Origin of the sequence: Kocuria sp. (genome assembly GCF_030536815.1) — a bacterium.
Lineage (GTDB): Bacteria > Actinomycetota > Actinomycetes > Actinomycetales > Micrococcaceae > Kocuria > Kocuria gwangalliensis.
On record NZ_JAUNPE010000011.1, the window covers coordinates 13,206 to 35,546 of the forward strand.

The 22,341-nt window shown below is 65.9% G+C and carries 18 protein-coding genes and 1 pseudogene; 12 read left to right on the plus strand and 7 right to left on the minus strand.

Translation table 11 applies throughout. The features are described 5' to 3' along the window. Window positions 1-100 precede the first annotated feature (100 nt). Both allB and Q4E95_RS02530 read left to right on the plus strand, forming a co-directional pair. Window positions 101-1,453, plus strand: a complete 1,353-nt coding sequence (gene allB / locus Q4E95_RS02525) for an allantoinase AllB (RefSeq protein WP_303381817.1) — start codon at window positions 101-103, stop codon at window positions 1,451-1,453. 112 nt (window positions 1,454-1,565) lie between these two features. Further along, complete coding sequence (locus Q4E95_RS02530) at window positions 1,566-2,396, plus strand: metal-dependent transcriptional regulator (protein ID WP_303381804.1); 831 nt, start codon at window positions 1,566-1,568, stop codon at window positions 2,394-2,396. A gap of 353 nt (window positions 2,397-2,749) precedes the next feature. On the opposite strand, the gene Q4E95_RS02535 is transcribed toward Q4E95_RS02530, so the two are convergent. Next, entirely contained in the window at window positions 2,750-3,349 is a 600-nt protein-coding gene (locus tag Q4E95_RS02535) for a cadmium resistance transporter (RefSeq protein WP_303381805.1), read from the minus strand. Beyond that, a complete protein-coding gene (locus tag Q4E95_RS02540) occupies window positions 3,346-3,705 on the minus strand; it encodes a helix-turn-helix transcriptional regulator (RefSeq protein ID WP_006590980.1) in 360 nt (119 codons plus the stop codon). Before Q4E95_RS02540 ends, Q4E95_RS02535 begins: the two co-directional genes overlap by 4 nt. Window positions 3,706-3,898: 193 nt before the next feature. Between Q4E95_RS02540 and Q4E95_RS02545 the strand changes: the two genes are divergently transcribed. The 6 genes and pseudogenes from Q4E95_RS02545 to Q4E95_RS02570 all read left to right on the plus strand — a co-directional run bounded on the left by Q4E95_RS02545 (window position 3,899) and on the right by Q4E95_RS02570 (window position 10,821). Continuing rightward, window positions 3,899-4,495 (plus strand): recombinase family protein, encoded by a 597-nt coding sequence (locus tag Q4E95_RS02545; protein WP_303381806.1) that lies wholly within the window; start codon window positions 3,899-3,901, stop codon window positions 4,493-4,495. Window positions 4,496-4,502: 7 nt separating this feature from the next. Continuing rightward, a complete protein-coding gene (locus Q4E95_RS02550) occupies window positions 4,503-5,900 on the plus strand; it encodes a Mu transposase C-terminal domain-containing protein (RefSeq protein ID WP_303381807.1) in 1,398 nt (465 codons plus the stop codon). Then, window positions 5,897-6,696: pseudogene (locus tag Q4E95_RS02555) on the plus strand (AAA family ATPase). The gene Q4E95_RS02550 and the pseudogene Q4E95_RS02555 overlap by 4 nt, the downstream one beginning before the upstream one ends. Before the next feature lie 239 nt (window positions 6,697-6,935). Continuing rightward, window positions 6,936-8,201, plus strand: a complete 1,266-nt coding sequence (locus tag Q4E95_RS02560) for a M24 family metallopeptidase (protein ID WP_259912819.1) — start codon at window positions 6,936-6,938, stop codon at window positions 8,199-8,201. A 4-nt stretch (window positions 8,202-8,205) separates the two neighbouring features. Continuing rightward, window positions 8,206-9,492 (plus strand): PLP-dependent aminotransferase family protein, encoded by a 1,287-nt coding sequence (locus Q4E95_RS02565; RefSeq protein ID WP_259912821.1) that lies wholly within the window; start codon window positions 8,206-8,208, stop codon window positions 9,490-9,492. Window positions 9,493-9,606: 114 nt separating this feature from the next. After that, window positions 9,607-10,821: a M20 family metallopeptidase gene (locus tag Q4E95_RS02570; RefSeq protein WP_303381808.1), complete on the plus strand. Its 1,215-nt coding sequence runs from the start codon at window positions 9,607-9,609 to the stop codon at window positions 10,819-10,821. 16 nt (window positions 10,822-10,837) lie between these two features. Here Q4E95_RS02570 and Q4E95_RS02575 read toward each other — a convergent pair whose 3' ends face one another. Beyond that, complete coding sequence (locus Q4E95_RS02575) at window positions 10,838-12,229, minus strand: MFS transporter (protein WP_303381809.1); 1,392 nt, start codon at window positions 12,227-12,229, stop codon at window positions 10,838-10,840. Between the two features lie 170 nt (window positions 12,230-12,399). On the opposite strand from Q4E95_RS02575, the gene Q4E95_RS02580 reads away from it, so the two are divergent. Beyond that, a complete protein-coding gene (locus Q4E95_RS02580; RefSeq protein ID WP_303381810.1) occupies window positions 12,400-13,062 on the plus strand; it encodes a GntR family transcriptional regulator in 663 nt (220 codons plus the stop codon). 115 nt (window positions 13,063-13,177) lie between these two features. Here Q4E95_RS02580 and Q4E95_RS02585 read toward each other — a convergent pair whose 3' ends face one another. From Q4E95_RS02585 to Q4E95_RS02595, 3 genes are read right to left on the minus strand one after another with little or no spacing between them, the layout of a single operon-like run. Further along, a complete protein-coding gene (locus Q4E95_RS02585; protein WP_303381811.1) occupies window positions 13,178-14,668 on the minus strand; it encodes an NAD-dependent succinate-semialdehyde dehydrogenase in 1,491 nt (496 codons plus the stop codon). A gap of 58 nt (window positions 14,669-14,726) precedes the next feature. Beyond that, window positions 14,727-17,834, minus strand: coding sequence for an FAD-binding and (Fe-S)-binding domain-containing protein (locus tag Q4E95_RS02590; protein WP_303381812.1), 3,108 nt, complete (start codon window positions 17,832-17,834; stop codon window positions 14,727-14,729). Between the two features lie 8 nt (window positions 17,835-17,842). After that, on the minus strand, window positions 17,843-19,120 hold the full coding sequence (locus tag Q4E95_RS02595; RefSeq protein WP_303381813.1) for an aspartate aminotransferase family protein: 1,278 nt from the start codon (window positions 19,118-19,120) through the stop codon (window positions 17,843-17,845). 225 nt (window positions 19,121-19,345) lie between these two features. Here Q4E95_RS02595 and Q4E95_RS02600 point away from each other — a divergent pair, with 225 nt between their 5' ends. The 3 genes from Q4E95_RS02600 to Q4E95_RS02610 all read left to right on the plus strand — a co-directional run bounded on the left by Q4E95_RS02600 (window position 19,346) and on the right by Q4E95_RS02610 (window position 21,468). After that, window positions 19,346-20,296: a D-2-hydroxyacid dehydrogenase gene (locus Q4E95_RS02600; RefSeq protein WP_303381814.1), complete on the plus strand. Its 951-nt coding sequence runs from the start codon at window positions 19,346-19,348 to the stop codon at window positions 20,294-20,296. 477 nt (window positions 20,297-20,773) lie between these two features. Then, a complete protein-coding gene (locus Q4E95_RS02605) occupies window positions 20,774-20,953 on the plus strand; it encodes a hypothetical protein (RefSeq protein ID WP_095797624.1) in 180 nt (59 codons plus the stop codon). Between the two features lie 41 nt (window positions 20,954-20,994). Then, complete coding sequence (locus tag Q4E95_RS02610; RefSeq protein ID WP_303381815.1) at window positions 20,995-21,468, plus strand: peroxiredoxin; 474 nt, start codon at window positions 20,995-20,997, stop codon at window positions 21,466-21,468. 192 nt (window positions 21,469-21,660) lie between these two features. On the opposite strand, the gene Q4E95_RS02615 is transcribed toward Q4E95_RS02610, so the two are convergent. Continuing rightward, on the minus strand, window positions 21,661-22,341 hold a 681-nt coding region (locus Q4E95_RS02615; protein ID WP_303381816.1), incomplete at its 5' end, for a glycine betaine ABC transporter substrate-binding protein.

Consider the following 22,341-nt stretch of genomic DNA (forward strand, 5'->3'; position numbering starts at 1 on the left):
TGCCCACGAGGTCAACAGTGCCGAGCGCGTGCGCGAACTGATCCGCGCGTACAAGGCGGAGAACAAGCTCACGGAATCGGACGAGCCCACCGAGGCCCGCATCACCGGTCAGCAGGCCGGGACGTACGACCTGGTGGTGCGCGGCAAGCGGGTCTCGTGCGGCGATCACTTCTCCCCGCGCGAGGTGGGCGTCAAGGACGGCAAGATCGTGGCGATCGAACCGCTCGGCGCGAACCTCGAGGGCGCCCAGGTTGTGGAGCTCGCCGAGGACGAAACCCTGATTCCCGGCCTCGTGGACACCCACGTGCACGTCAATGAGCCCGGCCGCACCGAGTGGGAGGGTTTCGGCTCCGCAACCCGCGCCGCCGCGGCCGGCGGTGTGACCACCATCGTGGACATGCCCCTGAACTCCGTGCCCGCCACCGTGAACGTGGCCGCGCTCGAGTACAAGCGGCTGTTCGCGCAGCAGAACGCGTTCGTGGACGTGGGCTTCTGGGGCGGTGCAATCCCCGGCAACAAGCAGGACCTGCGCCCCCTCCACGACGACGGCGTGTTCGGTTTCAAGTGCTTCCTGCTCCACTCCGGCGTGGACGAGTTCCCGCACCTGGAAGCGGATGAGATGGAGGAGGCGCTGGCCGAGGTCAAGACCTTCGACTCGCTGCTGATCGTGCACGCGGAGGATTCGCGCACCATCGACAAGGCCCCGCAGCCCAACGGTGACGTGTACGAGCACTTCCTCAAGTCCCGCCCGCGCGGTGCCGAGAACATTGCCATCGCCGAGGTCATCGAGCGCACCCGCTGGACCGAGGCGCGCTCGCACATCCTGCACCTGTCCTCCTCCGACGCGCTGCCCATGATCGCCTCCGCCAAGCGCGACGGTCTGGACATCACCGTGGAGACCTGCCCGCACTACCTGACCCTGCTCTCCGAGGAGATCCCCAACGGCGCCACCGCGTTCAAGTGCTGCCCGCCGGTGCGCGAAGTCTCCAACCGGGAGAAGCTGTGGGAGGGTCTGTTGGACGGCACCATCGACTTCATTGTCTCGGACCACTCGCCGTCGACCCTGGACCTCAAGGATCTGGGTAACGGCGACTTCGGCGTGGCATGGGGCGGCGTTTCGTCCCTGCAGCTGGGTCTGTCGCTGATCTGGACCGAAGCGCGACGCCGCGGCGTGGGCCTGGACAGGGTCCTCCAGTGGATGTCCACTCGCCCGGCCGAGCGAGTGGGCCTGCGTTCCAAGGGTCGCCTGTCCCTGGGCTACGACGCCGATATGGCCGTCTTCGCGCAGGACGAGAGCTTTGTGGTGGACGCCAAGGCGCTCAACCACAAGAACCCCATCACGCCGTACCAGGGCAAGGTGCTCTCCGGTAAGGTCCGCAAGACCTTTGTGGGCGGCAAGGAAGTCGACTACAAGAAGCCCTCGGGCCGTCTGCTCAATCGCGGACTCGTGTGATTTCCACTCCGTGGTGGCCTGCCCGGGTTTCACGGTTCATACTGTGAAGCCCGGGCAGAATCTTTGGGATTCTTCGTTGGAGAAGGACCGGTTCCACAGCTAGGAGCGCGCCATGACAGATTTGATCGATACCACCCAGATGTACCTGCGCACCGTGCTGGAGCTCGAGGAAGAGGGCATCCCCGCCCTGCGCGCCCGCATCGTGGAGCGCCTGGGCCACACCGGCCCCACAGTCTCCGAAACCGTGCAGCGGCTGTGCCGCAAGGGGTTGATGGCGCTCTCCGAAGGAGACATTCGCACCCGCACGGTGTCCCTGACCGCGCAGGGTCGTGAGCAGGCCACCTCCGTGATGCGCAAGCACCGGCTGGCCGAGCGCTTGTTGGCGGACGTGATCGGGTTGGAGCTGCCCTACGTGCACGAAGAAGCCTGCCGCTGGGAACACGTGATGAGCGACCGGGTAGAGGTGCTGCTCGAGAAACTGCTGGCCTCCCCCACGACCTCCCCGTACGGCACCCCGATCCACGGGGCGTTCACGCAGAACCCCGAGGGTGTCTCGCTGTTGGATGCGGTGGCGCAGACGAGTGCTGCTTCTGGTGGTGCCGAGGCGGATACTGCTGGTGCTGATTCGGTTCGGCCCGGTGGCGCTGGCACGGGTGCTGGAACTGGCGCGGATGCTGCCGAAGCTGGTGCGCCCCACTCCGACGGCGAGCGCGAATACACGTTGGAGCTGATCTCGGAATCAGTGCAGACCCACACGGAGTTGCTCAGCTCCCTCTACGATGCCGGGCTCATGCCGGGTGCGACCGTAGTGATCAGCGGTTCCGCTCCCTCCGGCGGCGATACGCACTCCTCCCACCCCGGCCCCGTCACACTGCGCCGGTCCGACCGCACCGAAACCGTGGAGATCCCCGGGGAACTGGCGGCGTCGATCTTGGTGTCCTAACCGACATAGGTGCAGGGACCGGCACACGCTCAAGCTTGTCCAACCGCCCGGGGTCCCGTCATGTGTCCGCGGCGCAGCCTGTTAGCGCGGCCTATCCAGTCTGATGTGAGGAACCTGCAGCACGGCAGTCTCATGTGATGAAGATGCAGAAAAGGTGCCCGCTATCTGCATTTCCCTCCCCTGAGACTTCGCTCCTGCTTTTCTGTGGCTTCGTTCGCTTGGTGGCGGGGTTATTGCAGCGCTCCGTGGCGGCCTTGTCGCCGCGCTCACGCAGGACTGGCTGCGGGTAGGTGTGGCGGTCTGAACCGAGAGGTGTGTGCCCAGTCGGGGTCGTTTGGCTCGCTGCCGCTACGTCAGAGTCCGAAGGCCCCGCCGCTGACGAGGATCACGACGCCGAGGCCGATGAGAACGATGGGGAAGAGGATGTGCTCCCAGCGTTCGAGCATCTCGGCGATCGGTGGGCGGGTGGCGACGAACTTTGCCAGGACGACCAGGACCGCGACGAGCGCGAGGAAGACGATGCAGTAAGCGACTACTGCGAGAGGTTCCACGCTGAGGAAGACGGGGGTGTAGACGCCGATGTTGTCGCCGCCGTTGGCAAGGGTAACGCCTGCGACTGTCCACACGCCGACCTTTTTGCCGGCAACCTTGGCGTCGTCATCGTCGTCATTGTCTCCGCGCCAGGCCTGCCATGCGGCCCACAGGCCGAGGCCCAGAGGGATGAGACCGAAGTACGGGATGACTGCCGATGGCAGGAATGCTCCGGCGCCGATGGTCACCAGGACCGCGGCACCGAGGATGCCGGCGAATCCGAGGTACTGGCCGGCCAGAATGCGGGCGGTAGTGCCGCGCTGGCCTGCCCCTCGCGCGAAGAAGAGGGAGAGCACGATGATGTCGTCGATGTTGGTCGCTGCGAACAGGCCCATCGCCTGCAAGACCGAGGTGAGGATCATGCGCCCTCCCCAGCTGCGTCGCATCCGGGAAGCGAGCAGGCGGGATCGATGCACGGGGCGTCTTCGTCCACTGCCAGGGTGGCATCGACCAGTGCCGTCAGCGCCTGCGCCAGGTGCGAATCGGCGATCTCATATCGTGTCCGACGACCCTCGGGCTCGGAGACGACGATCCCGCAATCGCGCAGGCATGCCAGGTGGTTGGACACGTTCGGGCGTGTCAGGTCCAGATCTCGGGCCAGTTCCGCCGGGTAAGCGGGATGGTCGAGCAGGGTCAAGATGATCCGGGATCGAGTGGGGTCGGCCAGTGCACGACCCAGGCGGTTCATCACGTCGAGACGCGAAGCAATAGTCAGCATGGACTGAACTATACAGCGCGCACTGAACACTCGGTCACAGGCGTCAGCCCAGATCGCATGCCCGTAAGGGGAACCCTCACCGGACACCACCGCTACTTATCGAGAGGAACGACGGCACGCCTGGCGGGCTGTCCCGTAAGACCCGTCCGGTGAACTGTCCGGTGAAGGGAGGCTATGTGACACACCGGGGAACATGTCCCCATTGAAGGTCGGCTATGCCCGAGTCTCCACCGACGAGCAGGACCTGACCGCGCAGCGGGAAGGGCTCGTGGCGTTCGGCGTCGATCCCAAGCGGATCTACGTCGATCACGGGCTCACGGTCCGCAATGCCGACCGTGAGGGCCTGCGGCAGGCGCTGGCTGCCTGTCGGGACGGCGATACGTTCGTGGTCACCAAGCTCGATCGGCCGGCCCGTTCGGTCCGTGATGCCCACCAGATCGCCGACGATCTCGCGGCGCGGGAAGTGAAACTGAGCATCGCCGGATCGGTGTATGACCCGACCGACCCGATGGGGAAGCTGTTGTTCAACGTGCTGGCGATGGTCGCCGAGTTCGAAGCCGACCTCATCCGTGCCCGCACCCGCGAGGGGATGAAGGTCGCCAAGGCCAAGGGCCGGCTGCGCGGGAAGTCACCAAAGCTGACTGCCCGGCAGGAGGCTCACCTCGTCCAGCTACATGCCGCCGACGAGCACACCGTGGGCGAGCTGGCCGAGCTGTTCAGCGTGGGCCGCTCCACGGTCTACCGCGCCCTTCAGCGCGCCGAGCGCGGGCGCGAGAACGCCTTGCAGTAGGTGCGTCGTGGACGCTCGAGCGCGGTGGCGAATCCTCAGGCTCCACGTCGAGGACCAGGTGCCCCTCGCGCGCTTAGCTCGCGAGACCGATGTAGGGCTGCGGACCCTGGAGCGCTGGCACGCCCGCTACCGCGCCGACGGCTACGCCGGACTGGAGACAGCCTCACGGGCGGACGCCGGCACCCGCCGCCTTCCGCCCGACCTCGTCGACCTGATCGAGGGCCTGGCACTGAGCAAGCCGCGGCCGGCCATCGCCACGATCCATCGCAAAGTCACCGGCATCTGTGCCGCCCGGAGGTGGCCGGTCCCCTCCTACTCGGTGGTCTGGGACATCGTGCGGACCCTGGATCCCGGCATGGTCACCCTCGCCCTGGAGGGCGCAGCGTCCTACCGCGACAAGCACGAGCTGGTGCTACGCCGGCAAGCAGAGCTGCCCAACGCGATGTGGCAATCCGACCACACCATGCTCGACATCCTGGTGGTGGGCACCGACGGCAAGCCCGCACGGCCATGGCTGACAACGATCCTCGACGACTGCTCCCGGGCGGTCTGCGGCTACACAGTCTTCCTGGGCGCACCGTCGGCGATGAACACCGCCCTGGCGCTGCGCCAAGCGATCTGGCACAAGACCGACCCGGCCTGGCCGATGTGCGGCCTGCCCGACGTGCTCTACGTCGACCACGGCAGCGACTTCACCAGTGACCAGCTCGCCCACACCGCCGTCGACCTCCATATCCGACTGATCCACTCCACCGTCGCCCGACCCCAGGGACGGGGCAAGATCGAGCGGTTCTTCGGGACCATCAACACCGAGCTACTCGCCACCCTGCCCGGACACATCACCGAAGGGCACCCCTGGCCGACACCGAAACTGTCCCTGGCCGACCTCGATAGCGCCCTGGAGGCGTTCGTGGCCACCTACAACGACCGCACGCACAGCGAGCTCGGAACCTCCCCGCGCAGCGCGTGGATCGCCGTTGGCTGGCTGCCCCGAATGCCCGAGAGCCTGGAAGACCTCGACGGACTGCTGTTGACCGTCGCCAAGACCCGCGTCGTGCGCCGCGATGGCATCCGCTTCCAGGGCCTGCGCTACGTCTCGCCAACTCTGGCCGGCTACGTCGGACGCTCGGTCGTGATCCGCTACGACCCCCGCGACATCACCGAGATCCGCGTCTTCGATCACGACGAATTCGTCTGCAAGGCCGTCAACCAAGAGCACCACGATCAAAAGGTCAGCCTCAAGGAGATCCAGGCCGCGCGCAACGCCCGCCGCCGAGCGCTGCGAGCCGGCATCAACGAACGCATCGCCCTCGTGGCCGCACCTACCGAGACGCCACGGATCACCGAAGCACCGGCTCCGGCGCCGAGGTCGGCGTTGAAGATCTACAAGGAGGACCTCAGGTGAGCCAGCGCTTCATCGTCACCAAGGAGCACCGCCGCTTCACCGAGTTCGCCGACGCCGTGCGCCGCGGGCACACCATCGGTTTGTGCTTCGGATCAGCCTGCGTAGGAAAGACGCTCTCCGCGCGCCGCTACGCACACTACGAGAAGGCTCATGACCTGCTACCTACTGGGGGCCGCGCTCCGACAACGACGCCAAGATCTACGCCGCCTTGAACCGGAGCCGCACCGTGCTCTACACCCCCAGCGTGCTGACCACCCCGCGGACCCTGAAGGACGAGCTGACCCAAGCCATCACCCGCACCAACATGTGCATCGAGCAGCATCTCGTACCTCCCGGCACGGCCACTCCCGAGGCCTGGGGATGGCGAGACGGCAGGAACTACGTGGAGCTGATCATCGTCGACGAGGCCGAACGTCTGCGCCCCACCGCGCTGGAACTGCTGCGCGATCGCTACGACATCGTCCTGATCCTGATCGGCGTGCCCGGCCTGGAGAAGCAGTTCAGCCACTACCCCCAGTTCTACAGCCGAGTCGGTTTCGCCCACCAGTACCGGTCTCTGGGACAAGACGAACTGCTGTTCGTCCTCGAGAGACACTGGCGATCCCTCGGCAAGACCCTCGACCCCGACGACTTCACCGACGCCCAAGCCATGGCACGGATCACCCGCGGCAACTTCCGGCTCCTCGAACGCCTCTTCCCCCAGATCCAGCGGATCCTGAAGATCAACGAACTCGACACCATCACCAACGACGTCATCGAAGCCGCGCAGAGCACCCTGGTCATCGGTGTCACCTGACCCCGCCACGAAGCGACCGAAGAACCCCGCCATTCAGCAGACGAAGTCACGCTTTTCCCTCACATGAGGCTCCCCGTCCGACCATCCTGCCCCGCCTCATCCGGCCCGATGCGCCATGACCCACAACACCCCTTCTGCACGTCAATGCCGCACCCGCACTGATGATCGTGCGGCCACCCTGTCTTTCGCACGGCTCGCTTGATTGTTGACAATAGGCGGATTTCCTTCAATCATGAACCATGAGCACATGGGACGTGTCTGAGGGTTACCCCTCCCCTGATCCGGCCCCCGCAACGGAGGCCGTGCCCGACCCCGCGGATGTCCGCTCGCCGCTTTTCACGACCCTGGAATACGAGCAACGGTTGCGGTGTGTCCGCGAGAAGATGGCGCAGCAGGGGTTGTCCGCGCTGATCGTGACGGATCCGGCCAATCTCTTCTACCTGACCGGCTACGACGCCTGGTCGTTCTACGTTCCGCAGATGCTGTTCATCCCCGCCGAGGGAGACATCCTGCTGTTCCTCCGCGAAATGGATGCCCAGGGAGCGTTCCGCACTTCGTGGCTACCGCCGCACCAGATCATCGGCTACCCGGAACGCTACGTTCAGCGCCCGCACCTGCACCCCTTCGACTGGGTGGCGTTCGCCCTACGACGGCGCGGTCAGGTCGCCCCGGCTGCCCACGGGTGCGTGGGTTTGGAAATGGACGCGCACTTCTTCTCCCCCAAGGGCTATCGCTCCCTGATCAATGCCCTCCCCGAGTGGCTCCTGGTCGACTGCTTCGAGCTGGTCAACTGGGTGCGATCCGTGAAGTCGGAATCCGAGATCCACTACATGCGTCTCGCAGCGAGGGTGACCACCGCCGCGATGCAAGCGGCGATCGATGCCATCGAACCCGGTGTCCCCCAGAACAAAGTGGCCGCCCGAATCGCCGCGGCGCAGGCTGAGGGCGACGACGACGCCTGGGGTGACTTCCCGGCGATCGTCCCCATGATGCCCACCGGCGCCTCCGCAGACACACCTCACCTGACGTGGTCGGACAGGATCTTGAAATCCGGCGACGCCGTGGTGGTCGAGTTGAGCGGCGTCCATCGGCGCTACCACGTACCCCTGGCCCGCACCGTGACCCTGGGCGAACCCAGTGCTGAGATGCTGCGGCTGGAAGAGGCAGTGGCCGCAGGTTTGCAGGCCGTCTTGGACGCGATCGCCCCGGGGGCGCCCGTCCGCGAACTGGCCAGTGCCTGGAACTGGAAACTGGCCGCCTACGGGCTCGAGAAACACAGTCGTCTGGGCTACTCCGTGGGCATCGGTTACCCGCCCGACTGGGGCGAACGGACCATCAGCATTCGCTCCGAGGACGAGACCATCCTCGAGGAAAACATGACCTTCCACCTCATCTGCGGCATGTGGATGACGGGGTACGGCTACGAAGTTTCGGAGACCATCCGAGTGACCAGCACGGGGGTGGAAACGTTCACGTCCTTCCCCCGCCAGATCATCAGGAAGTGAGCTCATGACCAGCACCACGCCACACATCACCACCGTCCGTTCCTTGGACCCCAACCCCACCGCGGGCATCTCCGGCCCGGCCGACAAGGGCCTGTTCCCGCTCGCCTCCCGCGCCGACGGGTTGGTTGGCTCCGTGATCGATTCCTCCACCTCGCTGTTGGCGGCCCAGACCCACGACATCGTGCGTTTCGCGATGGGGGCGCCCGCCGCGGAAGTGATTCCCACGGAAGAGTTCCGGCAGATCGCTGGCGAGGTACTCACGGACGCGAGCTTCACCTACGGTGCCACCGAGGGAGAACCGGATCTGATCACCACGGTCACCGAGCAGTTCTCGAGTGGGTCCACCGACCCCGAACGCATCGTGATCACCTCCGGTGGCATGCAGGGACTGGACCTGGCGTTCAAACTGTTCACGGATCCCGGTGACCTGGTGGTCGTGGAGAGCCCCACTTACACCAACGGCTCCGGCACCGCGCTGAGCTACGGCGCGGACGTCCTGGAAGTCCCCGTGGATGACAACGGCATGGACATCGACGCCCTCGAGACCCTGGTCGCAGAGACCGGCCGCACGCCCCGCATGATCTACACGATCCCCAACTTCCAGAACCCGTCCGGCGCCACCCTGAGCGAAGATCGACGACGCCGCTTGCTGAACCTCGCGCACCAATGGGGCGCCATGATCCTCGACGACGATCCGTACGGCGCCCTGCGCTTCTCCGGCGATCCCGTCCCCGGTTTCCGAGAGATCAGCCCGGACGATCCCCTGATCTTCTCGGTGCGGACCTTCTCCAAGATCCTGGCCCCGGGCCTGCGCGTGGGCTGGATCAACGCGGATCCCCGCCTGCGCAGTTTGCTGATCGCCGGCAAGCAGGCCATGGACACGTGCGCCAATGTGCCGGCCCAGCACATCATCAACGCCTACATCGCGCGCGGCGGCTATGGCGAGCACCTTGCCGGCCTGCGCACGGAGTACAAGCGGCGCAAGGAAGCCATGGACGCATCCATCGCCAGGCACCTGGGCGATCGCGTGCGCACCACCGATCCCGATGGCGGCTTCTTCCTGTGGGTCACCCTCCAGGGCGACGACGCTCGGGTGTCTTCCTCACGCTTGTTCGAGATCGCGTTGGCCGAGGGCGTTGCGTTCATTCCCGGTCCTGCGCTGTCGCCGTCGGGTCAGTTCGAGGACGCGTTCCGCTTGTGCTTCGCCGCGAGCACCCCGGAACGCACGGAAGAAGGCTTGCAACGACTCGCTCGAGCCCTCGAGATCGCCCGCAAAGAGGTCGACGGGTAAACCTGCCCCGATCGCTCACGGGCAAGCCGCCGCCGTGACCGGGGCCGAGCGCGCACGGAACCGGGAGTCAACGTGGCGGTCCTGAACAGGCACCACACATGAACGGAGATCCTCATGACCAGTGACGATGTTCAGTGCACCCCGGAGGAACGGGCCGTGCTCGATCTCATCGACCCCGATGAACTGGTCGAACTCACGTGCACCCTGGTGAACACCGCCGGTGAGAATCCCGGGGGCACCGAGGAACTCACCGCCCAAGCCTTGGAGCACGCAGCGAGCGAGCGGGGATTACTGGCCCGCCGCGACGTCGTCACCCCTGGGCGACCCAATGTGGACGTGGACGTGCCCGTGGGCGGCCCCGTGGCGAACGGGCCGGGGTTGTTGTTCCTGGGCCACTCCGATGTGGTGCCCGCCGGACCCGGGTGGACAAGGCAGCCTTACAACGCGGAGGTCGAGGGCGATCGGCTGTACGGCCGCGGTGCCACGGACATGAAGGGCGGGCTGGCGGCGGTACTCGTCGCGATGGATGCGCTGCGCCGTTCGGGTGCGGAGCTCTCCGGGCCCGTGCGGTTGTCGTCCACCGTGGATGAAGAGGACCTGGGCCTCGGGATCCGTCACCTGGCCGCGCGCGGGCTGGGGCATGAGTTCTGCGGCTGCATCGTGGCCGAGCCGACCGATCTGCAAACCGTGATCGCGTGCCGCGGGGATGCATACCTCGAGGTCGAGATCACCGGCGTCCCCGCACATTCCGGGCGGCCGGCGGACGGGCGCAACGCGATCGACGCCGCCGCGGCCCTCCTCACGCTCGTCAAACAGGACCACGAAAAGCACGCGCGTGAAACTGATCCATTACTGGGATCACCCACATGGAATGTGGGCAAGATCGAGGGTGGCCGGGCTACCTCCATGGTGGCGCCGTCGTGCCACGTGTGGCTGGACCGAAGACTCATGCCGGGCGAGGACCCGGAACAGATCCTTGGCGAGCTCCGCAAGGCCGTGGACGAGGCCGGGATCACCGGCGACGGGATCTCCATGGACATCGAGATCACCATGTCCATGCCGGGCTTCCGCACCGACCGCAATCATGTGCTGGTCAGCACCGTGCACACAGCAGTTGCGGACGTGGGCGGAACGGCGTCGATCGGCGGCTGGACGGCCGCGTGCGACGGCGGATTCATCGCCCGCGACCACGGAGTACCCACGGTGGTCTTGGGCCCGGGTGGCCTCAATGACCAGGCCCACCAGGTGGATGAGTCCGTGAGCGTTCGCGAGTTAACGCAAGCGGCCAGGGCGTACACCCTGGCCGCGTTGCGATTGCTGTCGCGCTGATTCTCCGCGAGAGCGCTTACCTGTTGACCACGGGCATCTTGCCCGTCTCCGGGATCTCCGTACCGCGCAGTGACGCGCCCACGGTCTCCTTCATGAACTTGGCGGCGATCAAACCGATGACACACGCACCCATCATGTAGAACGCGGGGATCAGCGGGTTGCCGGTGGACTCGATCAGCGCCTCGTTGACCAGTGGTGCCGTGCCGCCGAAGATCGCGGTGGACACGTTGTAGGTGATCGCGAAGCCGGCGTAACGGACCTGCGTGGGGAACATCGCCGGGAACGTGGCCGAGATGCAGGCCAGCTGCGGGATGTAGAGCAGACCCAGCACCGCGAAGCCCAGCAGCGCCCACCAGAAGCCGTTGGCCATGAGCATGTACATGGGGATCGACATCACGATCAAGCCGATGAGCGAGAAGTACCACATGGGTTTACGCCCGAACTTGTCGGACAGCGTTCCGGCGAACGGAATGACCACCATCATGGCGAACTGCGCGATGAACATGATGGTCAGCACCGTCTGCGCGGACATCTCCGTCTGGCCCTCCAAATAGGTGGGCATGTAGCTGAGCAGGGTGTAGTTGACCACGTTCACGGAGACCACCAGGCCGGACATGATCAGCATGGGCTGCCAGTACGTGGTGATCAGTTCCTTGAGGGCCATGCCCGCGGATTCCTCCGAGTGGCCGGCCTCCTCGAGTTCCAGGAACACGGGCGAGTCGGCCAGCTTGGATCGCAGGTACAGGCCGATCAGGCCCATGGGACCGGCCAACAGGAACGGAATGCGCCAGCCCCACTCCATCATGGCCTCGTTGCCCAGGATGACCTCGCCCATCAGCACAATCAGCGAACCGAGGGCAAAGCCACCCAGGGTGCCGAACTCAAGAAAGCTGCCCAGGAAGCCTCGCTTCTTGTCCGGGGCGTACTCGGCCATGAACGTGGCCGCACCGCCGTACTCACCACCGGTCGAGAAGCCCTGAATCACGCGCAGTAGCACCAACAGGATGGGGGCCGCCAGGCCGATGGTCGCGTGGGTGGGCAGGATGCCAATACAGAACGTGGCACCGGCCATCAGGATGATGGTCAGCGCCAAGATCTTCTTGCGACCCAGCCGGTCACCGAGCGGGCCCCAGAACAAACCGCCCAGGGGCCGGACCAGGAAGGACAGGGCAAAAGTACTCAGCGCCAGCAGGGTGCCGGCTTCACCGGGGAAGAAGTTCTGGGTGATGTAGACGACCGAGACGGCATAAACGCCGTAGTCGAACCACTCCGTGGCGTTACCAATAGCAGATGCGGCCACCGCACGGCGCACCGTCTGGGCGTCCGGTTCCGGAAGGTGAGCGGTGCCATCGTGAGTGTTTGCGCCACGTGGATCGTGCGGCGGATCGGCCTGGTGTTGCGAATTCATGGAAACCTCCATTGTGAATTCAACGGGCACCTGCTGGCGCACCGGGGTCTACGGCCGTGACGCATCCGACGCTCGAACCGTTTGATTGTCGACAATCCTACCCCTAGGCTTATCGGTACGTAAGACGTTGACCTGCAAACCCTTGTGTTTGCCCCGGACCGGAGGCCGCCATGCCCGGCAATCTGCTACGCCCCGTGGTGCAAGAAACCACACCGTCTCTGATCGCCAGGCAACTGCGGCGAGCCATCGGTGACGGCGAACTGGCACCCGGCCAGCAGCTCAATGAAATGGAATTGAGCCGCTCCCTGGGCGTGAGCCGCGGCCCACTGCGCGAAGCCATGCAGCGCCTCACGCAGGAGGGTCTCCTGCTCAGCGTGCGTAACCGCGGCGTGTTCGTCATCGAGGTCACCGACGACGACGTTCGCGACCTCTATCTCGCTCGGAACGCCGTCGAGCGCGCGGCCGCCGCACGGGTCATCGCGGGCGACCCCGAGGCCGGAGCCAACCGCCTGCTGGAAAAAGTCGATGAGATGTCCGCGGCCATCGATCGCGGAGACACTGCCGCCCTCACGGAAACCGACGTCGCATTCCACGCGTTGCTCGTGGAACTGTCCGAAAGTCCCCGCCTCATCCGTATGCACGACACCCTCATGGTGGAGACCCGCATGTGCATGACCGCGCTCGAGACTCGCTACGCGTCCCACAGCTTCCGATTGGAAGAGCACCGAGACATCACCGAGGCCATCCGTGACGCGGACGAAGCCCGCGTGGATCGACTGCTGCTCGAACACATGCGTGACGCAGTGATGCGCCTGACCACGGACGACGCGTAGCTGGCAAGCCTAGAGACGCTCACCACGCACGAGAGTTGCACCCCTAGTCCGTGCAAGGCCCGATGCCGCGCCGCGGTTCCGGGATCCAGTGCCCCGGAACCGCATCGCACCAGCCTCAGGTGCGCGGCACCGCCACGTACTTGTACTCCAGGAACTCCTCGATCCCCACGCGACCACCCTCGCGGCCGAGCCCGGAGGCCTTCACACCGCCGAACGGTGCGGCGGGGTTGGAGACGATGCCCGTGTTGAGACCGACCATGCCGACCTCCAGAGCATCGCTCACCCGGAAGCTGCGGTCCACATCCTGGGTGAACAGATAGCCCACGAGTCCCCACGGGGTGTTGTTGGCCATCTCGACCACTTCATCCTCCGAGTCGAAGGGAATCACGGGTGCCACGGGTCCGAAGATCTCCTCGGTCATCAGCTGCGATCCCGGATCCACGCCGGAGAGCACGGTGGGGCTGTAGAAGAAGCCGGGGCGGTCAGGCCGGGAACCGCCGCATTCCACGGTGGCGCCCTTGGCCACGGCGTCGTCCACGAGCTCCTGGACCTTGTCGAGTGCCTTGGCTTCGACCAGGGGCCCGACGTCGGTCCCGTCCTGGGCGCCGTCGCCCACCGAAAGCCCACCCAGCCGCTCGGCGAGCTTGCGGGAGAACTCGTCCATGACCGAGCGGTGGACGAACAATCGGTTGGCCGCGGTGCAGGCCTCGCCCATGTTGCGCATCTTGGCGGCCACGGCGCCGTCGACCGCGCGATCCAGGTCCGCGTCCTCGAAGACGATGAACGGCGCGTTACCGCCCAGTTCCATGGAGGAGCGCATGACGTGCTCCGCTGCTTGCTCCAGGAGTCGCACGCCCACCTCCGTGGATCCGGTAAAACTGACCTTGCGAGCGATCCCGCTGGCCATCCACGGACCGACCACCGAGGAAGCCTTCTTCGTGCACACCACGTTGAGCACCCCGGCGGGCAACCCGGCCTCGATCAGGATGTCGACCAGGGCCAGGGAGGACAGCGGGGTGAGGTTCGCGGGTTTGAACACCATGGTGCAGCCGGCGGCGATGGCCGGTCCGATCTTGCGGGTGCCCATGGCCAGCGGGAAGTTCCACGGCGTGACCAGCACGCACGGGCCCACGGGTTGTTTGGACACCATGATGCGGTTCTTGCCGTCACCGGTCATGGTCTGGTCGCCGCCGATCCGCACGGCTTCTTCGGAGAACCAGCGGAAGAACTCGGCCGCGTAGGCCACCTCGCCCTTGGCTTCGGCCAGCGGTTTGCCCATTTCCGTGGTCATGATGAGGGCCAGTTCGTCCTGGCGGTCCATGATCAGGGCGTAGGCGCGGCGCAGGATCTCGCTGCGTTCGCGCGGGGGCGTGGCGGCCCATTCCTTCTGGACGCGCCCTGCGGTTTCGATGGCGCGCCGGGCGTCCTCGGGTCCGCCGTCGGCCACGGTGGCGATGACCTCTTCGGTCGCGGGGTTGAGCACGTCGAAGCGGGCTCCGGAGGCGGCCTCGCCCCACTGCCCGTCGATGAACGTGCCCGTGTTGACCGTGGCCACCGCGTCCAGCGCGGCCTGCGAGGTGCGGTGTTCGGTGGTGTGAGTGCTCATCAGAGTTCCTTCGGTCGAAGATGGCGAGCCCGATGGTCTAGAGCCCGATGCCTGAGATTTATGTGGTTGGGTTTCCGGTGGTCCGGTTTCCAGCGGTCGGGGTTTCAGTAATCGGAGGTCCGGGGTCCAGGATTTCGGCAATGTGAGTGCCGCGGCTGCTGGGATCCAGCTGGTTCACCTGCATCGCGCACGAGAACCCGTCCGTGAGCACTACGGTGTCCGGTGCCGCCGCGCGCAGGGCCGGGGCCAGAGACGTTTCCGCGACCTTCATGCTGACCTCGTAGTGTTCGGCCTCGAAACCGAAGTTGCCGGCCACCCCGCAGCACCCGTTCGCCTCGCTTACCTCAGCCACTCCCGCGGCTGCCAGCGCCTTGCGTTGGGTCGCGGGGCCGAACACCGAGTACTCGTGGCAGTGGGTCTGTACGACGGCGCTCTGCGGCACCGGCCGCGCCGGTTCCGCCAACCGATCCTCGCCGGCCAGTGATGTCACGTAGGCGGCAAAACTCGTCACCCGGCGGGACACCCGCTGCGCCTGCTCGGTGTGCACGAGTTCGGGCAGGTCCTTGCGCAGTGCCGCGGCACAGCTGGGTTCGATCACCACGATGGGGCGGTCGGTGCCGTCATCCAATTCCGACGCCGCCCTGGTCAGCATTTTCTTGGCAGTCCCCAACTGTCCCGTGGAGATCCAGGTGAGGCCGCAGCACACATCCGCCGAGCACTCGACCGTCTCCCCCGCCCCGGCCAGAACACGGGCAGCAGCACCGGCCACCTCGGGTCGGAAACCGCGAGTGAAGGTGTCCACGAACAACACGGCGCCGTGGGAAGGGTCGCCGCCGGTCGAGGAACTGCTCGACGTGGCGCTGCTGGAAGGGGTGGGAACGGAAGCGGCGCCATCGAACATGGACGCCGACAGGCCTCGGGAACCACCGCGTGGAAGGGTTCGAGCGGCGGCGGTGACCTTACGGCGCCGCCCGGTGCGAGCGGCGTCGTCGACCTCGGTACGCCACTGCCCGGCGGAAGCGAATTTCGGCAGCGCGCGGCGCGTGGTGAGACCGCCGAGCCACGCGGCGACCCTGCCCAGGGGCGTGGCCAGGACCGTGTTGATGAGCGGCGCGATTCTGCCCGCGATTACGAGCCAGCGCGGCAGCCAGCCCAGCGAGTAGTGGGAGCGCGGGCGGATCCGACGCGCGTAGTAGTGGTCGAAGAATTCGGACTTGTAGGTGGCCATGTCCACGCCGGCGGGGCAGTCCGTGGCGCACGCCTTGCAGGAGAGGCACAGATCGAGGGCCTCGCGCACGTCGTTGGATTTCCACCCTTCGGACACGGTCTCGGCACCGCGCACCATGTCCTGGAGCACCCGAGCGCGGCCGCGTGTGGAGTCCTTCTCGTCGTGGGTCGCCCGAAAGCTGGGGCACATCACGCCGCCGCTGTCCGCGCGGCACCGCCCCACGCCAATGCAACCCTGAACGGCGTGCACCCAGGGATCAGGCTGCGCGGCCTGCCCGGACTCGCGGGCAGTTTCCGCCGCCCCCACGGGTTGCAGGTCGAAGCTCGTGCGCCATTCCCGATCGGGGACGCCCTCCAGCGCGAGGTGCGCGTCAATGGATTCAGGTTCCACGATCGACCCCGGGTTCAGCAGCCCCGTGGGATCCCACGCGCGCCGGAACGCGGCGAAGGCGTCGAGCACTTCGGGCGAGTACATGAGGGGCAGCAGCGCGGAACGGGCGCGACCGTCGCCGTGTTCGCCGGACAGCGAGCCGCCGTGCCGGACCACCAGATGGGCGGCGTCGCGGGTGAAGTTCCGGTACACCTCCCGCCCGGCTTCGGTGCGCAGGTCGAAGGTGATGCGAATGTGCATGCACCCAGCCCCGAAGTGCCCGTACATCACGCCGTCCAGGTCGTAGTCGCTCAGCAGCTCGCGCAGATCGGCCAGGTAATCGGCGAGCTTTTCCGGGGCCACCGCTGAGTCTTCCCAGCCCGGCCAGGATTCCCCGCCCGTGGCCAGCCGGGATGAGAGCCCTGCGCCGTCCTCGCGGACCCGCCACAGGTTCGCGCGTTCCTCGGGATCGGGAACCGCGATGCCCTCCACGAGCCGGCGGTTCTTGGCAAGCCGCTCCAGTAGTTCATCCGCCTGTGCGCTCACGGCCTCTTTTGTGTCGCCGTCCAGATCCACGAACAGCCAGGCTTTGCCCTCCGGCAGACCGGTCACGGAATCAGGCCCGCGCCGCCAGCGCATGGTCTCCACGATGGCCTTGTCGGTCCCCTCGACCGCAGCGGGCGAGAACTCGAGGATCGTGGTCACGTCGCGAGCGGCGTCGACGACCGTGTCGTAGCCCAGGCAGATCAACAGGGCGCTGGCGGGTTTGGCCACCAATCGCATGCGAGCGCCCACGACCAGCGCGCACGTCCCTTCCGAGCCCACGAGCGCGCGGGCCACATTGAAACCCTTCTCGGGGAGCAGATTCTGCAGGTGGTATCCCGAGACCTGGCGCGGAATCTGGCCGAGCTCCAGCCGGAAGGCGGCCAAGTGCTTGTGGGCAAGCGCGCGCAGTTCGCGGCTCAGTTCCTCGGCTCGCCGCACCGACGCCCGGTCGGACGGATCCGTGGCACGCAGTTCGCTCGCGGTGGCGGTCAGCCGTGCCCCGTCCGATGTGACGACGTCGATCTCGACCGTGTGATCGCTCGTCCGCCCGTACCGCACGGAGTGATTGCCGCACGCGTCGTTGCCGGTAGCCCCGCCCACCGTGGCTCGGTTCTTCGAGGACGGATCGGGCGCGAACGTGAGCTTGCCGTCCGTCGCGGCCTCGACCTCGCGGGTCAGGGTCGCCAGCACCACGCCGGGTTCCACGTTGACGGTGCCGGCCTCCCGGTCCACCTCCAGGATCCGGTCCATGTGGCGCGAAAAATCGACGACGACGCCGCGCCCCACCGCATTGCCCGCCATGGACGTTCCGCCGCCCCGGCTGACAACGGGGGTGCGAGTTGCCGCGCAGGCGCGCACGGTAGCGACCACGTCATCCACGGCGCGCGGAAAGACGACGGCGAGGGGTCGCACACGGTAGTTGGAGGCATCGTAGGCGTACTCGGAGGTGCGGCGCTCGGAGGGGTCGACCTCAATTCCCACTTCGCGAAGTCGGGTGACCACCGGAATTGCTGCGGGCGTCATGGGCGCCCTCAGTTCCCGGCAGCCGAGCCAGCAGACGCCGTGACGGCGGCCAGAGCGGCGTCGAACCGTTCGAGGCCCTGCTCGATCTCGCGTTCGGTGACCACGAGCGCGGGGATCAACCGAACCACGTTGCCCGCGGGCCCACAGGTGAGCGTGAGGAGGTCCTGGTCGGTTGTGGCCTGCTGCACCGCAGCGGCGGTGGCGGCATCCGGTGAGCCGTCCGGGGCGGTGAACTCGATGCCCTGCATCAGGCCAAGCCCGCGCACGTTACCAATCACCGGATAGCGGGACTGGATGTCCAGAAGTCCGGCTTGGAGTTGGTCGCCGCGGACCCGGGAGTTCTCGACAAGACCTTCGTCCTCCACAACCTGAAGGGTGGCCACGCCCGCCGCCGCGGAGACCGCGTTGCCGCCGTAGGTGCCACCCTGCGAACCGGGCCAGCCCTTGGACATGAGCTCGTTCGACGCGGCGATGGCCGAGATCGGGAAGCCCGAGGCTATGCCCTTGGCCATGATCTGGATATCCGGCAGCGCGGTGGAGTGTTGGTGTCCCCAGTACTTGCCGGTGCGCCCGACCCCGGCTTGCACCTCGTCGAAGATCAGGAGGATGTCGTGGCGGTCGGCTCGTTCGCGCAGTCCCTCGAGGAATCGCGGGGGCGTGGGGATGTAGCCGCCGTCCCCCAGCGCCGGTTCGATCAGGAACGCCGCGGTGTCATTGGGGGCCGTGCGCGTGGTCAGCAGGTAGTCGAGCTCCTGCAACGCAAAGCCCACGGCGGTCTCCTGATCCCAGCCGTAGCGGTAGGCGTAGGGGAACGCGGACATGTGCACGCCCGACATGAGCGGCGAGAAACCGGCCGAGAATTTGGTACCGGCGGTGGTCAGGGACGCCGCGGCGACCGTGCGACCGTGGAACCCACCCTGGAAAACGACAATGTTGGGACGACCCGTGGCCATGCGAGCCAACCGGACCGCCGCCTCCACCGCCTCCGAACCCGAGTTGGCGAAGAACAACGAATCCAACCCCGTAGGCAGCACCTCCCCGAGCTTCTCCGTGAACTCCAACAACGGCTTGTGCATCACGGTGGTGTACTGCGCGTGGATCACCTTGCCCACTTGCTCCCGCGCTGCTTCAACCACCTTGGGGTGACAGTGACCGGTGCTGGTCACGCCAATGCCCGTGGTGAAGTCCAGGTACTCCCTACCGGCCGTGCCGTAGATCCAACTGCCCAACGCGTGATCGACCACAACCGGAGTTGCCTGCTTCAGGAGGGGGCTCAGAGATGTCATGGGTCACATTGTCCCGGCGCAATCGAATGATTGTCAACAATCAGAGGATTGCCCTAGGGTGCAAGTGTGGAGCCGAAACAAACACCCGAAAACCACCCGGACAACACATCAAGCACCGCCGGGCCGCCAGCTCGCGCACCTCAGGGCACCGGCAATACGAAGCGGGCAACCCTGGCAAGCGACGCCGCCGCCGGGAGCGAGCGACGTCGGCGCCCAAAACTCGTAGTGCTCACCTCCCCCGGCGTCCCCGACCTACCCAATGCGCGGGAGATCGAGACACTGGCCGAGGTCGTCTACGCGGACGCGGACCGACTACCGGAAGCCCTACCCGGCGCGCAGGTATTACTGGTCTGGGATTTCTTCTCCACAGCCCTGCGGGACGCGTGGCAGTCCGCAACGGACCTCGAGTGGATCCACGTGGCGGCGGCCGGCGTGGATTCGTTGCTGTTCGACGAACTCCGCGTCTCGGACATCACGGTGACCAATGCCCACGGCGCCTTTGACGTGCCCATTGCCGAGTTCGTGCTCGCCTCGATCCTGGCCCACGACAAGCAACTGCACCGCAGCAAGGAACTGCAACGCGAGGCGGAATGGCAGCATCGCGAACTCCAGCAGACCGCGAGGCAGCGGGCACTAGTGGTTGGCACCGGCGGCATCGGCCGCGCCACCGCCCGACTGTTGAGTGCGGCAGGATTGAAGGTCACGGGTGCGGGACGCACCGGTCGCGAGCGCGACGAGGATTTCGGGACGGTCATCGCCAGCTCGGACCTCGCGGACCACGTGGGCGAGGTCGACCACCTGGTGCTGATCGCGCCCCTGACCAACGCCACGCGGGGACTACTGAACAGTGAAGTCCTCCATCGCATGAAACCGTCAGCGCACGTGGTCAATGTGGGACGCGGAGCGCTCGTGGACGAACCGGCGCTGGTCAATGCGTTGCGAGAAGAACGCATAGCGGCGGTGTCGTTGGATGTCTTCGAGCACGAACCTCTCCCCCGCGACCACCCGTTCTGGGCCATGCCCAACGTGCACATGTCTGCGCACATGAGCGGGGATGTGGTCGGCTGGCGAACCACCCTGGCGGAACAGTTCGAGGACAACCTGGGCCGCTGGTTGCACGGCAAGACCCTGAAGAAACAGGTCGACAAGCACCTGGGGTACGTGCGCAGCCACTAGAGGGGCTCGTGTATGGCCAGGACTATTCATAGCCAGACCGTGGCTGCAATGCGCGGCATCCCTCGCGCTACCGCACCCCCCAGCAGTGTGGAGTGAGGAACCTACAGCCCCGCAGTCTTAGGTGATGAACATGCAGAAAAAGTGCGCTCAAGCTGCACTTCCTTCCCCTGGCGCTTCGCAGCCGCCTTTTCCTCACACGAGGCTTCCCCGCATCGAAATCTCACGCCACACTGCCCACGCCATGGCGCATCGACCCCTCAGGCGCCGATGCCGGATGCCGTCGCCCCGCCGCCCGATGTGCACATAGCAGCTAGTCAGAGCCTCAACACCATCTTTCGGGCAGCCGACCCACGGGGTCTTTCCTGCGCACCCGCGCAATACCACGAAATTTTTCAGCAAACCTCTTGACCTGTGACCCAGATTACAGTATATTTCGTATTACGGAAAATAGCTTCCGGATGATGAAAGGAATGAGAAATGTCGAACGCACCTGCCACTGCAGCCCACGTGTCCTACTTCAAGTACACCGGCGATACGCTGGACCCGGATTTCTCCGCCGGTAGCAGCAAGATCGAGAACCGTTCCGCTGAAATGTGGACTCTGGCCGTATCTGCTGCTTGCATCGGAGCAGCACTGTCCCGGATCCTGACCCGCTGATCGCGGATCCCGCCGGAACCACCAAACACCTAGGAGCAACCATGTCCCGCGAACTCGCTACGGGCGACACCGCCCCCGCCCTCAACCTCACCGCACACGACGGCAACACCGTGAACCTCGGTGAACAGAACGAGCGCAGCGCAGTGGTGTACTTCTACCCCAAGGCGTTCACGCCGGGGTGCACCACCGAGGCATGCGACTTCCGCGACAACCTGGCCGCCATCAAGGGCCTGGGTTACGACGTGTACGGAGTCTCCGGGGACAGCCCGGAAGAACTCAACCGTTTCGTGGAGGAGTACCACCTCCCCTACACGCTTCTTTCCGATCCCGATCACGCAGCCGCCAAGGAATGGGGCGCGTGGGGTGAACGCACCATCAACGGTGAAACCTCCGAGGGCCCCCTGCGTTCCACGTTCGTCGTGAACGCAGACGGCACGCTCGCGAACGCCGAATACCGCGTCGACGCGAAGGGACACGTGGGTCGTCTCGTGTCCGAATTGTCCAACGGTTCCTGAGAACCGTCACTAATCTCCGCCCGGACAGTGGCCTCCTGGACGGATGGAAATAGCGGCAGCCGCCTTCGGGCGGCTGCCGCCCCTTTTAACCGTTCATCTGTCTTACGACGACGCCGCGCCCTTGGCATTCAGACTCCGTCCTCAGACCCGGGCTGACCCCGGAAAGGTGATGGGAGCTCGGACCCGCGCCGATCAGTCCTCGGCAGTAATGAGGCCTTCGGAAACCATCCAGTCGTAGGCCACGTCCACGGGTTCCTGACCTTCCACATCCACCTTGAGGTTCAACTGGCGCATGGTCTCATCGGTCAACAGCGGTGAGACCTGGTCAAAGACTTCCTGCAGTTGCGGGTACTCCTCCAGAGTCTCCGAGTTGAACACCGGTGCCGCGTTGTACGCCGGGAAGAAGTTGCGATCGTCCTCCAGGACGGTCAGCTCCAGGGCGTCGATGCGACCATCGGTTGTGAAAACTTCACCGAAGTTGCAGTCGCCATCATCGGTCGCCGTGTACACAGCGCCCGTGTCGTACACGCCGATGTTGCCGTCCGGAATGCCGTTGGAGGATCCCCGCGGAATGTCGTAGGTCTCCAGCATGGGATCCAAGCCGTCCTGCCGGGAGTTGAACTCCGCCTCCACGCACAGCGTCCGCTCGGCCACGGGCAGGCTCCCGATCTGTGAGAGCTTGGAAATGTTGCCCAGTTCGGGCACCGCCTCGCTACGCACCGCGAATGCGTACGTGTTGTTCAGCGGCGCGGGCCTGCCCCATGTGAGTCCGTTCTCCAGGTCCGCATCATGCACAGCCTGCCACTGTTCTTCCTTGTCCGGGATGCCGGTGGCGTTACCCATGTAAGTGATCCACGCGGTTCCCGTGTACTC

Coding starts and splice junctions, on each gene's coding strand:
- Q4E95_RS02530 (WP_303381804.1), top strand. CDS start 1,566: ATGACAGATTTGATCGATACCACCCAGATGTACCTGCGCACCGTGCTG.
- Q4E95_RS02535 (WP_303381805.1), bottom strand. CDS start 3,349: ATGATCCTCACCTCGGTCTTGCAGGCGATGGGCCTGTTCGCAGCGACC.
- Q4E95_RS02540 (WP_006590980.1), bottom strand. CDS start 3,705: ATGCTGACTATTGCTTCGCGTCTCGACGTGATGAACCGCCTGGGTCGT.
- Q4E95_RS02545 (WP_303381806.1), top strand. CDS start 3,899: ATGTCCCCATTGAAGGTCGGCTATGCCCGAGTCTCCACCGACGAGCAG.
- Q4E95_RS02560 (WP_259912819.1), top strand. CDS start 6,936: ATGAGCACATGGGACGTGTCTGAGGGTTACCCCTCCCCTGATCCGGCC.
- Q4E95_RS02565 (WP_259912821.1), top strand. CDS start 8,206: ATGACCAGCACCACGCCACACATCACCACCGTCCGTTCCTTGGACCCC.
- Q4E95_RS02570 (WP_303381808.1), top strand. CDS start 9,607: ATGACCAGTGACGATGTTCAGTGCACCCCGGAGGAACGGGCCGTGCTC.
- Q4E95_RS02575 (WP_303381809.1), bottom strand. CDS start 12,229: ATGAATTCGCAACACCAGGCCGATCCGCCGCACGATCCACGTGGCGCA.
- Q4E95_RS02580 (WP_303381810.1), top strand. CDS start 12,400: ATGCCCGGCAATCTGCTACGCCCCGTGGTGCAAGAAACCACACCGTCT.
- Q4E95_RS02585 (WP_303381811.1), bottom strand. CDS start 14,668: ATGAGCACTCACACCACCGAACACCGCACCTCGCAGGCCGCGCTGGAC.
- Q4E95_RS02590 (WP_303381812.1), bottom strand. CDS start 17,834: ATGACGCCCGCAGCAATTCCGGTGGTCACCCGACTTCGCGAAGTGGGA.
- Q4E95_RS02595 (WP_303381813.1), bottom strand. CDS start 19,120: ATGACATCTCTGAGCCCCCTCCTGAAGCAGGCAACTCCGGTTGTGGTC.
- Q4E95_RS02605 (WP_095797624.1), top strand. CDS start 20,774: ATGTCGAACGCACCTGCCACTGCAGCCCACGTGTCCTACTTCAAGTAC.
- Q4E95_RS02610 (WP_303381815.1), top strand. CDS start 20,995: ATGTCCCGCGAACTCGCTACGGGCGACACCGCCCCCGCCCTCAACCTC.